At 40.4% G+C, this 13,111-nt stretch carries 14 protein-coding genes; 3 read left to right on the top strand and 11 right to left on the bottom strand.

Annotated elements, in window-relative coordinates; translation table 11 throughout:
* Positions 1-25 precede the first annotated feature (25 nt).
* The 10 genes from rpiB to pdxA form a co-directional block, all read right to left on the bottom strand.
* A complete protein-coding gene (gene rpiB, locus GGQ60_RS19585; protein WP_183767570.1) occupies positions 26-463 on the bottom strand; it encodes a ribose 5-phosphate isomerase B in 438 nt (145 codons plus the stop codon).
* A 45-nt stretch (positions 464-508) separates the two neighbouring features.
* Positions 509-1,390, bottom strand: coding sequence for a twin-arginine translocase subunit TatC (gene tatC / locus GGQ60_RS19590; RefSeq protein ID WP_183767572.1), 882 nt, complete (start codon positions 1,388-1,390; stop codon positions 509-511).
* A gap of 70 nt (positions 1,391-1,460) precedes the next feature.
* Complete coding sequence (accC, locus tag GGQ60_RS19595) at positions 1,461-2,801, bottom strand: acetyl-CoA carboxylase biotin carboxylase subunit (protein WP_183767574.1); 1,341 nt, start codon at positions 2,799-2,801, stop codon at positions 1,461-1,463.
* 254 nt (positions 2,802-3,055) lie between these two features.
* Positions 3,056-3,532, bottom strand: a complete 477-nt coding sequence (gene accB, locus GGQ60_RS19600) for an acetyl-CoA carboxylase biotin carboxyl carrier protein (RefSeq protein WP_183767576.1) — start codon at positions 3,530-3,532, stop codon at positions 3,056-3,058.
* A 96-nt stretch (positions 3,533-3,628) separates the two neighbouring features.
* Positions 3,629-4,627, bottom strand: a complete 999-nt coding sequence (locus GGQ60_RS19605) for a beta-ketoacyl-ACP synthase III (RefSeq protein WP_183767578.1) — start codon at positions 4,625-4,627, stop codon at positions 3,629-3,631.
* 18 nt (positions 4,628-4,645) lie between these two features.
* A complete protein-coding gene (plsX, locus tag GGQ60_RS19610; protein ID WP_183767580.1) occupies positions 4,646-5,584 on the bottom strand; it encodes a phosphate acyltransferase PlsX in 939 nt (312 codons plus the stop codon).
* 101 nt (positions 5,585-5,685) lie between these two features.
* A complete protein-coding gene (rpmF, locus tag GGQ60_RS19615; protein ID WP_025143959.1) occupies positions 5,686-5,877 on the bottom strand; it encodes a 50S ribosomal protein L32 in 192 nt (63 codons plus the stop codon).
* 15 nt (positions 5,878-5,892) lie between these two features.
* Positions 5,893-6,378 (bottom strand): YceD family protein, encoded by a 486-nt coding sequence (locus GGQ60_RS19620; RefSeq protein ID WP_311635681.1) that lies wholly within the window; start codon positions 6,376-6,378, stop codon positions 5,893-5,895.
* Positions 6,379-6,642: 264 nt separating this feature from the next.
* The gene (locus GGQ60_RS19625; RefSeq protein WP_183767584.1) at positions 6,643-7,488 is read right to left on the bottom strand and encodes a sulfurtransferase; all 846 of its coding nucleotides are present in this window, start codon (positions 7,486-7,488) and stop codon (positions 6,643-6,645) included.
* 629 nt (positions 7,489-8,117) lie between these two features.
* Positions 8,118-9,197 carry a 4-hydroxythreonine-4-phosphate dehydrogenase PdxA gene (pdxA, locus tag GGQ60_RS19630; RefSeq protein ID WP_183767586.1) on the bottom strand — a complete coding sequence of 360 codons (1,080 nt, stop codon included), beginning with the start codon at positions 9,195-9,197 and terminating at the stop codon, positions 8,118-8,120.
* 195 nt (positions 9,198-9,392) lie between these two features.
* On the opposite strand from pdxA, the gene rsmA reads away from it, so the two are divergent.
* Positions 9,393-10,178: a 16S rRNA (adenine(1518)-N(6)/adenine(1519)-N(6))-dimethyltransferase RsmA gene (gene rsmA, locus GGQ60_RS19635; protein ID WP_183767588.1), complete on the top strand. Its 786-nt coding sequence runs from the start codon at positions 9,393-9,395 to the stop codon at positions 10,176-10,178.
* Between the two features lie 565 nt (positions 10,179-10,743).
* Positions 10,744-11,343: a thioredoxin family protein gene (locus GGQ60_RS19640; protein ID WP_183767590.1), complete on the top strand. Its 600-nt coding sequence runs from the start codon at positions 10,744-10,746 to the stop codon at positions 11,341-11,343.
* A gap of 186 nt (positions 11,344-11,529) precedes the next feature.
* On the opposite strand, the gene GGQ60_RS19645 is transcribed toward GGQ60_RS19640, so the two are convergent.
* Positions 11,530-11,811, bottom strand: coding sequence for an ATP-dependent Clp protease adaptor ClpS (locus GGQ60_RS19645; RefSeq protein WP_183768439.1), 282 nt, complete (start codon positions 11,809-11,811; stop codon positions 11,530-11,532).
* Between the two features lie 215 nt (positions 11,812-12,026).
* Between GGQ60_RS19645 and GGQ60_RS19650 the strand changes: the two genes are divergently transcribed.
* The gene (locus GGQ60_RS19650) at positions 12,027-13,073 is read left to right on the top strand and encodes a 3-oxoacyl-ACP synthase III family protein (protein ID WP_183767592.1); all 1,047 of its coding nucleotides are present in this window, start codon (positions 12,027-12,029) and stop codon (positions 13,071-13,073) included.
* Positions 13,074-13,111 lie beyond the last annotated feature (38 nt).

Here is a 13,111-nt window from a genome sequence, read left to right on the forward strand (position 1 = left end):
TAATAATAGTTAGTTGAGTTTCTGCTTAACACGAAATTTTTGCAACCCGGTTTTGGTGGCGACCGCCTTCAAATGCCGTGGTTAAAAAGGTTTCGGTAATTTTTTTTGCTTCATCTTTGGAAACAAAACGTGCCGGGATACACAGTACGTTAGCGTTATTGTGCTGACGTACCAAAGCAGCTACTTCATTTTCCCAGCATAAGCCTGCTCTGATGCCCTGATGTTTGTTTGCCGTTATGGCCACACCATTAGCAGAGCCACAAAGTAAAATACCATAGGTAAATTCTCCACTTTCAACAGCACTGGCAACAGGATGTGCAAAATCAGGATAATCAACTGAATCTGCGGAATAAGGACCAAAATCCTTCACTTCGTAATCTTGTAAAAAATCTTTTAATATTTCTTTGTATTCGAATCCGGCATGATCCGCTCCAATAGCAATTTTAATTTTTGTATCAGACATTGTCAAATGTATAGAGAATTATGAATTCTGTTCGTAATGTTTTTGTTAGTTAGCATAGAAGGCTGCTTCGGCCTTTTTCTTCTTCCTTTCAATGTAAGCCGAAACAAAAATACTGGCCTCATACAATAAAAATAAAGGTGTAGCCACAATCAACATGGTCATAATGTCTGGAGTAGGCGTTACAATTGCTGCAATAATCAGGATAATTACAGCCGCATAGCGCCTGCTGGCCCGCATCAGTTTCGGTGTCATTAAACCGAGTTTCGATAAAATAAAAATGATCACCGGAAGCTCAAAAATAATCCCGGTTCCTAAAGTAAGGGTGGCAACAGATGAGAGGTAAGAATCGACGGTAAAAGTATTTTTAATCTCAGAACTCACTGTATAGCCAGTTAAAAAGTTAACCGATAGCGGACAAACTACAAAGTAGCCGAAAAAGATACCGATAACAAATAATAGTGAGGCGAAGAATACAAAACCACTGGCCGATTTGCGCTCATTATCGTGCAGGGCAGGCTTAACAAAACGCCATATTTCCCATAACAAGTAAGGGAACCCCACCACAATACCACACATTACACAAACATTTAGCTGGAGGTTAAACTGGCCGGCCATTTCGGTATTGATAATCTCGCCGTTGATTTTGGTGATACACATATCCTTGCCGAGCGAAGGAAAGTGCTCTACCAGTTTACACATCATTCGGTAAGTCCAAAAATCTGGTTTTTTAGGGCCGAAAATGATTTTGTCAAGGATTTCTTCATTGAAGTAAAAAGCGATACCGGTAAAAACGGCAATTGCAATTACGGCTCTGATTAAATGTTTACGGAGTACATCCAGGTGATCGAAAAAAGACATTTCTGCCTCTAAAGTGGTGCTTTTTTGCCCGATTGCTTTGGTAAGTGAAGTTTTTTTATTGTCGCTCATGTTGAAAACAAAAATACCATTCTATTTGAATAGAATGGTATTTACGTGTTAAATATAAAAATAGTTTATATTATTCTGAAAACTCAAACGTTTCCATAAATTTCGTGGTGAAATTCCCTGCCCTGAAGTTAGGGTCTTTCATCAGTTGTAAATGGAAAGGAATGGTGGTTTTAATACCTTCGATTACAAACTCACTTAAAGCGCGTTCCATGGTGCAGATGGCTTCTTCGCGGGTTTGGGCCACGCAAATTAATTTTGCAATCATCGAATCGTAATTTGCAGGGATAGAATATCCGGCATAAACGTGCGTATCTACACGAACGCCATGACCGCCAGGTGAATGGAAATTCGTGATTTTTCCTGGTGATGGACGGAAGTTATTTGCCGGATCTTCGGCATTGATACGGCACTCAATAGCGTGCATTTCCGGTGTATAGTTTTTGCCTGAAATCGGAATACCGGCAGCCACTTTAATCTGTTCTTTAATTAAATCGAAGTTGATTACCTCTTCGGTAACAGGGTGTTCTACCTGGATACGGGTATTCATCTCCATAAAGTAGAAGTTGCGGTGTTTATCAACCAAAAATTCGATGGTACCCGCACCCTCATAATTTACGGCCATAGCACCTTTAATTGCTGCTTCGCCCATCCTTTTGCGGAGTTCATCCGTCATAAATGGAGAAGGCGATTCTTCTACCAATTTTTGATGGCGGCGTTGAATGGAACAGTCGCGCTCTGATAGGTGACAGGCTTTACCAAACTGGTCGCCAATAACCTGGATTTCGATGTGGCGTGGATCTTCGATATATTTTTCTAAATATAAGCCATCGTTTCCAAATGCAGCACCGGATTCCTGGCGGGCACTGTCCCAGGCATTTTCAAAATCTTCATCTTTCCAAACCACACGCATACCACGGCCACCACCGCCTGCAGTTGCTTTTAGGATAACAGGGTAGCCCATATCGTTGGCAATTGCAATACCTTCTTTAACGCTGGTAAGCAAACCTTCCGATCCGGGGATAGTTGGAACACCTGCGTTTTTCATCGTTGCTTTTGCAGAAGCTTTATCGCCCATATCGTTGATCTGCTCAGGGGTAGCACCAATAAATTTAATATTGTACTCACGGCAGATATTTGAAAATTTGGCATTTTCCGACAGGAAGCCGTAACCAGGGTGTATGGCATCGGCATTGGTTAATTCTGCTGCCGAAATAATATTTGGAATATTTAAATAAGAATCTTTACTAGGTGGAGGGCCAATACAAACAGCCTCATCAGCAAAACGCACGTGTAAACTCTCGCGATCTGCGGTAGAGTAAACAGCAACGGTTTTGATGCCCATTTCCTTACAGGTACGGATAATACGCAAAGCGATTTCACCCCTGTTGGCAATAAGTATTTTTTTAAACATAATTTTTTAATTGATGATTACACCGATGATGTGCTTACACAGATTACCTGCGAATTACAAGCCGATATATTCAAATTTTTAAATTAAATGCCATGGTTCGTGCCACCACGAACCATTTATATTTTTTACGTTTTGTCTCTGCTTTAAAATAATCGTTATGCTAAATTGAGCTCAGCATCCAATTTAAAAAGAAGCCCCTGAAATATATTGCTTCCGGCTTTTCGCTTCGCAGCAGATCAGGGCGACGTTAATTTTTAAATAGGTTCTACTAAAAATAGCGGTTGATCGTATTCTATCGGTGATGCATTATCAACCAGGATTTTAACGATACGGCCAGAAACTTCACTCTCAATTTCGTTGAAAAGTTTCATCGCTTCAATAATACAAACTACTTTACCGGCACTAATTTCATCTCCAACATTAACAAACACTGGTTTCTCCGGACTAGCTGAACGATAGAAGGTACCAATCATTGGTGATTTAATTGTTAGGTATTTCGAAGTGTCTTCTGCAGCAGGTACGGCAGGTGTTGCTGTAACCGGAGCAGTAGGAGCTGTAGCAACTGGGGCAGCAGCCTGTACAAGCGGAGCTTGTGGCACGGTAGCATGAACAACTGTTGGTGTTTGGTTTGTTTTGATCGTGATTTTGAAGTTTTCTTGCTCAATCGCAACTTCATTTACTCCAGAACGAGAAACAAATTTAATCAGTTCCTGTATTTGTTTGATATCCATTTTTTAGGCTTGTTATGTAAAAAATAGTGTTTATTGAATTAACTAAGTTATACTTTTTTTGTTTTATTTTTTATCTGAGTAGTCAAAGGCTGCTAACTAATTAGTATCGTATGCCCACTTAAGGTAAACCGATCCCCAGGTGAAACCACCGCCAAAGGCTGCTAAAATGATATTATCGCCTTTTTTCAATCTGCTTTCCCATTCCCATAAACATAATGGAATAGTCCCGTTGGTTGTATTTCCATAACGCTCGATATTGATCATCACTTTATCGGTAGTAACGCCCATACGGTTTGCAGTGGCATCGATAATGCGTTTATTGGCTTGATGAGGTACCAACCAGGCCACATCTTCAGCGGTTAAGCTGTTGCGTTCCATAATTTCGGCAGCAACATCGGCCATATTCGTTACCGCAAATTTAAATACGGTAGGGCCTTCCTGGTGTGCAAAATGCTCTTTAGCATCAACAGTTTCGTGGGTGGCCGGTTTAACAGAACCGCCGGCTTTCATCCCTAAGAAATCTCTTCCTGAACCATCGGTTCTCAAAATCGAATCCTGAACGCCTAAACCTTCTTCGTTTGGTTCTAACAGGGCACAACCGCAACCATCTCCAAAAATAATGCAGGTCGTACGGTCTTCGTAGTTAATAATCGACGACATTTTATCGCCACCAACTACCAGTACTTTTTTATGCCTGCCCGATTCGATGAAAGATGCACCTGTTGAAAGGCCAAAAATAAAGCCAGAACAGGCAGCCTGTAAATCGTAACCCCATGCATTGGTTGCACCAATTTTATCCGCTAAAACGTTAGCCGTTGCAGGGAAAGTAAAATCAGGAGTAGTGGTGCAAAAGATAATCAGTTCAATTTCCTTTGCATCAATTCCCCTCTTTTTAAGTAAACCATTTACGGCATGAACAGCCATATCTGAAGTGCCTAAACCTTCTCCCTTTAAAATTCTACGTTCTTTAATCCCCGTTCTGCTGGTAATCCATTCATCCGAAGTGTCAACAATGGTTTCTAACTCTGCGTTTGTAAGCACATAGTCGGGAACGTAACCATTTACTGCTGTGATAGCAGCGTGAATTTTACTCATTTTAAGAATTTTAATAAATTATTTAAATGCCATTCTAATTTTTTCTACCAATCCGGTTGTAATCATTTCCCGCGATTGCAGAACCATATTTTTAACAGCTAACGGGCTGGAAATCCCATGTCCGATAACCACAGGGGCGTTAACACCTAAAACCGGACTTCCGCCATACTGTTCATAATTAAAACGATCGAAGAACTCATCTTTAAGCCCTTTTTTAATGGTAAGCACATAAAATGATTCTGCCAGTTTTAACATTACATTTCCGGTAAAACCATCGCACACAATCACATCGGCTTTATCATTAAATAAATCCCTTCCTTCCACATTTCCGACAAAGTTGAACAGCTTGGTTTCTTTCATTAACGGGAAAGTAGCCATGCTTAGCATATTTCCTTTCTCATCTTCCTCGCCGATATTCATCAGGGCCACTTTAGGATCGTTGATCTGCAAAAGATTTTCTGCATATAAACTACCTAAAACACCAAATTGTAATAAGATATCGGGTTTACAGTCGGCATTTGCACCTACATCTAACAGTAAGCCGGTGCCACCTTTAATTTTCGGAAGAATTGTACATAAACAAGGGCGGATAATGCCCGGAATGGTTTTAACGCTAAAAACTGCGCCAACCAGCATGGCTCCAGAATTACCAGCACTTGCGAAAGAATCAATTTTACCTTCTTTTAAAAGGTTAAAACCAACTGCTATGCTCGAATTTGGTTTCTGAACGATTGCTTTGGTGGGATGTTCGCCCATGCCGATTACTTCATCAGTATGAACGTATTCAAAATGATCTGGATTAAAGCCTTCTTCCGCTAGAATGGGTTTAATCTGTTCGGTATCGCCAATAAGAACTAAATGCTCTCCGGCGTTAAGCGATTGATGAGCAGCTATTGCTCCCAAAACAATTGCTTTGGGAGCATAGTCTCCGCCCATTATGTCGAGGCCTATTTTCATAGAAAAAATCTGTTTGTGTTAAGTCAGGCGTAATCCTGAATTTTTCAGTGGACTAAGGTATGACTAAAGCCGCTGAAAACACAAACAATTTTTTAAGAAAATTACCCAATCTGAGTATTTTCGATAACCAGTTTGCCGTTGTAGTATAGGTTACCATCAACGTTGTAAGCACGGTGAGGTACGTGAATAGCACCTGTTGCCGAGCATGTTGCTAAAGAAGGAGTAACAGCTTTATAGTGTGTTCTTCTTTTATTTTTTCTCTGTTTCGAGATTTTCCGTTTTGGATGTGCCATTGGTGTATAATCTAATTATTTTTTTAACTTATTAAGGGCTTCCCAACGTGGGTCGCTTGTTTGTTCATTTTCTTCAGCCTGCTTTTCGATCGATAATTGATTTAAACGGTCAATCATCTCCTGGTCGCAATCTTTACCTGCCTGTTCACAGTTTTTGATGTAGGGTACCGCTACGTTAATCATTTCGTATAAAGGCCCCGATACATCAATCTCGGTATCTTTACGGCTTAGCGTAATAATTTCCTCATTATCGCTCTCCAGCTCATCTTCAGCAAACTTTACAATCTGCCTTTCATAAAGATTTATTGGTAACGGAAATTCAGATAAACATTTATCGCAATCTAAATTTACGGTACCCATAACTTTGAATTTTAGAAGTAACATGGTTTCTTGTTTCTCAAGTTCCAGGTCTACTTTTAAATTTCCACTTTTAATTAACGAATACTCAAAAGCATTAAAAAAGCGATCATCAAGCTCATAATCAAACTGATGAGTTCCCAATTTTAATCCGGTAAACGGTAATGAAAATTGTTTTAATGGGTTCAAAGTACTGTAAAATTTTAGCCTGCAAATGTAGGGATAAAAAAATTAGATTAAAAATGTTTTTTGAAAATTGTTGATGTTAACTCTTGATTTTTAGACCTTATAGGTGTTCTGGTTGGTCGTGATTTGCAATCCCGACCTTAGACAAGGGATTTTTGATCCTGGGGCGGATTACAAATCCACGGTTCAGTTGGTCAGGATTTATAATCCTGACCAGCAAAATTACTGATCAGCCAATACCATTTCCTTATTATTCCTGCTCCATTCGCTCCAGGAGCCAACATAAAGTTTAGGAATAGGCAAACCTGCATAATCCATCGCCAAAAGGGTATGGCATGCCGTAATTCCCGAGCCGCAATGTACAATTACATTTTCGGGTTTCACATGTGCCAGGGCCTCTGCATATTTTTCTTTCAATATTTCGGGGGCCAGGAAAGCGCCGGTTGTGTCTAAGTTTTCGGTATAAGGAATATTGGCTGCACCGGGAATATGTCCGGCAATCAAATCAATAGGTTCGGTTAAACCGGCAAAACGGTTAGCATCGCGTACATCGATTACGATATAATCGTCAGTTCCGGACACTTTTTCTACTTCATTGATATCAGATAACGGTAAGTTCCAGGTTGCGATTTCGTATTTTTCAACAGATTTTGGAATTTCTACTTTATCTGTAGTGGGAAAGCCTGCTTTAACAGCCGCCTGGAAGCCGCCGTCTATTACCTGCACTTTTTTATGGCCAATAGCCTTGAGCATCCACCATAACCTCGCTGCTGCATTACCGCCATTTTTATCGTCGTACACAATAACGTGGCTGTATTTGGTAATCCCGAGTTTCTGTAAAACAGCAGAAAACTGATCAAAAGTGGGTAAAGGATGACGCCCGCCTGCTGCAAAATCGCCAATATTGGCTAAGTCTTCATTTACATCAGCAAAAAGTGCACCTGCTAAATGTTGCTCATCATACCTTGCTTTTGAGCCAGCACTTGCATCGATGATTACAATTTCTTCATCCTGGTTTAACCAGGTTAATTCTTCGGGTTTTATAATAGGTGATAATTTATTTTCCATATGCTGATTTTGTTTCGGCTCAAAGCTTTTGCAATATATGAGATTTTGAAAATTACACCTAATTCATTTTTCTGTTAAAGCGAGCAATTCCAAACAGATAAATTTACCAATATTAACTCAGTTCCTCTCAAGCTTTCGGGTGCGTGTTTGGTAATTAAAAGAAGAAAATAAAGGAAATTTGCGGTATTTGATATCTCCTATACGGATTTCTCCACTATGGTCGAAATGACGATTTTTTAAGGTTTAATCTTTAAACATCCAATCTTCGGACACCCGGCTTGTGGACTTTGACTTTAGTCTTACTCGCGGATTTCTCCGCTACGGTCGAAATGACGATTTTTAGGGTTTAGTCTTTAAACATCCAATTCTCGGACCTCTGACTTGCGGACTTCTGACTTTAGTATTGCTTACAGATTTTCTCCACTACGGTCGAAATGACGATTTTTAGGGTTTAGTCTTTAAACATCCAATCTTCGGACACCTGACTTGCGGACTTCTGACTTTAATCTTGCTCACAGATTTCTCCGCTACGGTTTAAATGACGATTTTTTAGGGTTTAGTCTTTAAACATCCAATCTTCAGACACCCGACTTGCGGACTTCCGACTTCTGGCTTTGGTCTTTCAGCTTTTAAGAAGCATCATCTTTTATATCAAACTGTGTTTCTACCACTTTTCCGCCGGTGCGTAACTGGTTTCTTAACATTTCTTCCTGCTCCCTGCGGTTTTTCACAATGTGGATAGCCGAAAATAAAGCTTCGGTGAATGAAGTTGAATCGGCCAGATCTTTCCCCGCAATATCATAACCTGTTCCATGATCGGGAGAGGTGCGAACGAAGTTTAAACCAGCAGTATAGTTTACGCCATTATGGAATGCTAATGTTTTAAAAGGAATCAGACCCTGGTCGTGGTACATGGCTAAAACTGCATCGAACTGTTTGTAGCTACCATTACCGAAAAAGCCGTCGGCAGGGTATGGACCAAAACAAACAATGCCTTTGTCGTAAGCTTCCTGAATAGCCGGGGTAATAATTTCAGCTTCCTCGGTGCCCAATAAGCCATTATCGCTGGCATGTGGGTTTAAGCCCAAAACTGCTATTTTCGGTTTTTCGATCCAAAAATCTTTTTTCAGGCTTTCGTTGATCAGCTTTAACTTATTTACAATTTTCTCTTTTGTAATGGATGATGGAACATCTTTTATAGGGATATGACCGGTAACAACACCTACCCGCAGATTTTCGCTGATCAAAAACATCAGCACATCTTTACTGCCACTTTTTTCCTGCAGGTATTCGGTATGGCCCGGAAAGGCAAAAGTTTCTGATTGGATGTTGTGTTTATTGATGGGCGCAGTAACCAGGGCATCAATATCGCCGTTTACCAGGTCGGCAGTGGCACGTTCTAACGATAAAAGTGCATACTTTCCACCCGTTGCGGTAACCTGACCCAGTTCTATTTTTACATCTTCTTCCCAGCAATTGATCATATTTGCTCTTTTGGGCTGTGCCTGATTGGCGTGGTTGACCACGTTAAAACTGAAATCGCCCAGATTGTTTGCTTTTCTGTGAAAAGAAGAAACCTTGGTATGGCCATAAACAATTGGCGTGCAATAATTTAAAATAGCAGGATTTGATAATGTTTTAATAATTACCTCTAAACCTATACCGTTTACGTCGCCTATACTGATGCCAATTTTAAGTTTATTGCTCATAATTACTGGAAAATTTTAGCGCAAATTACTGATTTTCGTTTAAAGAGGTGCTTACCGGATAAAAATTAGTTATTTTGTATTAAATAGAGCAGCCACAGAAATACGGTGTGCACGGAGATGGGATAGGGTTTCCCCCCTTCTTCATGAAAGTTTTTCTGTGATTTCAGTGCCTCCGTGGCAAAATAAAGTGTAAAGATGAGTTTAGTAAAAGCAAAAAAGCATTTAGGCCAGCATTTTTTAACCGATAAGGGCATTGCCAACCGTATTGTTGAGGCCTTGGTTAGTACCGATAAATACCACCAGGTTTTAGAGGTGGGGCCAGGGATGGGTATCCTATCTGATTTTTTGTTGCAACGGAAAGATCTTGAAACTTACCTGATCGATATCGATACCGAATCTTATCATTTTTTAAATGAGAAATATCCGGAGCTTGGCGACCGCCTGATTAACGGTGATTTTTTGAAACTCAATTTTGATGATGTTTTTCCCGGGCAATTTGCCATTATTGGTAATTTTCCATACAATATTTCTTCGCAGATTTTATTTAAAATTTTAGATAACCGCCATAAAGTGGTAGAAATGGTGGGTATGTTCCAAAAAGAAGTGGCCCAACGTTGTGCTGCACCTGCAGGCAGTAAAGAATATGGTATTTTAAGCGTATTTCTTCAGGCTTATTATAAAATTGAATACCTGATGACCGTTAAACCCGGAACGTTTAATCCGCCGCCAAAAGTACATTCAGCAGTGATCCGCTTAACCCGGAACGAAGTGGAGACTTTAGACTGTGATGAAAAATTGTTTTGGCGTGTAGTAAAGGCTGGTTTCAACCAACGTAGAAAAACCCTGCGCAATGCCGTTTCTGCGGTGATGCCAAAAGATAAGATGGACGATCATATTTATTTCGAAAAGCGTGCGGAGCAGTTAACTGTTGCCGATTTTGTGGCCTTAACGCAGCATGTGAGTAAGTTGATGGAAGCTTAGCCATCTTTTTGTATATGCTGAGGTAAGAAACATCGATTTCATCCGTGCAGGTTTATTCTAGGTTGATGTTTCCCCGATCAAAATAGAATTTGGAAATGAGCATGCAGTGGTTCTTGGCGGTGTGCAGTCCCGCTTTCACTTATAGTCCTCTCCCGATGAAAAATCGGGATCCGGGCTATTCCGCTCAATCTGGTTTAGGAACACGGGTTCTGCACCTGTAGCCGTAAAGATGGGATGTTGTTTTGGCCACCTGGCCCCGGTTGGCAGCAACGAGGTATCCCGAACTTTCGGGAAAGCGTATAAGCGCAAAACGGGAAGGAACTGGGTGTATGGTACAAGCAGAGCGCTCCAAAAATAAACATGATTTATCTCCCGTAGCCATGGTTCATGTCTCCACATATTATAAAGCTTTTTGCCTATCGGTTAGTGTCTTAACAGACGAAATACCGTCAGGAAATGAGCATCGGCTGGTTTTTGGCTGCAATCAGCCGCTTGTGTTTTCTTGCAAATCCGTGATGATTTTCATTGAATTTCTCCTTTCCTTTGCGGCATAATTTTAAACATCATGGTTAATTACAGCGAAATTTTCAGCGAACAAGGAATGGATTATCAAACATACCGGGCATTGATTGATCAACTTCTGTTAGAAGGAAAGGCTACCGGTGATGTAACCTACGATTTGCACTATACTAAAATGAATGTGCAGAGGATGAATCGCGTGGATAAAACGATTAGTTTAACCGAAGAATTAACCTCAACGGTAGCTGGTTTAAAGGATAATTATAAATTTTTAGTCATCACCGAGGGCTGGTGTGGAGATGCTGCCCAGATTGTTCCGGTGTTTAATAAAATCGCAGTTGCATCACTGGGTAAAATTGACCTGAGGTTTGTACTTAGAGATAAAAATCTGCCACTGATTGATGCGCATTTAACTAATGGTGGAAGAGCAATACCTGTTTTAATTGTGTTAAATCCATCTGCTGATCAGGTTTTAGCAACATGGGGTCCCAGACCACAAATTTTACAGGAGCTTTTAAAAGAGTGGAAAAAAGAAACGACCGAAATGCCAATTTTAGCAGAAAAACTTCACGGCTGGTATGCTAAAGATAAAACACTAACTACACAAGAGGGATTAAATGATCTTTTGAAGGGGTTGGAGGGTTAATTATACAGTATCGTCATCTCGACCGGAGCATAGCGAACGTCATCTCGACCGGAACGCAGTGGAGTGGAGAGATCTATCTCGGGAAAAATCTAACTTCGCCGAACACTTATCATCTGTTTCTCAACTGCTTAGCACTATGCTCGGGATGAAGATGTAACAAGAGCAGCTTGAAAGAAAAATAATCTATTAATCAACAGTAACAGTCAGGCCTTCTTGCTGTAAAATTTTACGGTATACTTCCATTTCGGTAAACGAACCTTCTAAAACAGGGCATTTACCTTCATTATGCACTTTCCATGCAATTTTTTCGGCCTGCGATTCGTTATAATCCAGGTATTTCATCATGCAATAAATCACATGATCAAAGGTATTGATATCATCATTCCACAAAATAAGGCGATGTACAGTTTTAAGGGAAGTTAAAATCTCTTCGAGCGTAAAGGTCTCTTCTTTGGTTTCTGTAGACATGGTGCAAAAATAACTATTTTTATGTAAGATATAATAGGTAAAATAGATGATCATCTGACTTATATCTAAATACCTGCTTTTGGGTTTATAATCTCATCATTCAGAGGATTGTATTTTTGATTAATAAAGTTCGTACTGCATCTTACATCGTACATTTTACATATTCTTCGGCCTCTTTTAATACATTTGCTAACCAAATCATAATAAATACAAGTATGCACCAGTCTAAAATTGCAGGAATAGGTTATTACGTTCCTAAAAATGTATATACCAACAATGATTTAAGCCGTTTTATGGATACCAGCGATGCATGGATTCAGGAGCGGACGGGTATTAAAGAACGGCGTTTTGCAGATCGTAACGGTGAAACTACCACAACTATGGGCATTGAAGCCGCCAAAATTGCGATAGAAAGGGCTGGCATTACCGCTAAAGATGTTGATTTTATCGTTTTTGCCACGCTTAGTCCTGATTATTATTTTCCGGGTTGCGGGGTATTGTTGCAGCGCGAAATGGGGATGGGCGAGATTGGTGCATTGGATATCCGTAACCAATGCTCAGGATTTGTATATGCACTTTCGGTGGCCGATCAGTTTGTAAAAACGGGCATGTATAAAAATGTTTTGGTGGTGGGCAGCGAAAAACACTCCTTTGCAATGGATTTTGAAACCCGGAGCCGTAATGTTTCAGTAATTTTTGGCGATGGTGCCGGTGCAGTGCTGCTGCAACCTACACAAGAGCCGGGAAAAGGGATTTTAAGTACCCATTTACATAGTGATGGTGCCGAAGCCGAAATTTTGGCCATGTATTATCCCGGTTCTCACGCCAATAAGTGGTTAAAGGATAAACCAGCCTATCCGGAACAGGAATTGGGCGGATTGTTTATGACGGAGGAAATTTTAGAAAGTGGCGCCGCATTACCTTACATGGATGGTCCGGCGGTTTTCAAAAAAGCAGTAGTGAAATTTCCGGAGGTAATTAAAGAGGCTTTGGCTGCGAATAATTTAACCGAAAAAGACATCGATCTGTTGGTGCCGCATCAGGCAAATCTGCGTATCAGTCAATATGTACAACAGCTATTGAATTTAAATGACGATCAGGTTTTTAATAACATCCAAAAATATGGCAATACTACAGCAGCTTCTGTCCCAATTGCTTTATGCGAAGCCTGGGAAGTCGGTAAAATTAAGGATGGAGATTTGGTATGCCTCGCGGCATTTGGATCAGGCTTTACCTGGGCAAGTGCGCTGATCAGGTGGTAGGTTTAGGGTTTAGGAAAAAAATAGCCGGGCAAGTTAGG

The organism is Pedobacter zeae (assembly GCF_014196715.1).
Taxonomy (GTDB): Bacteria; Bacteroidota; Bacteroidia; order Sphingobacteriales; family Sphingobacteriaceae; genus Pedobacter; species Pedobacter zeae.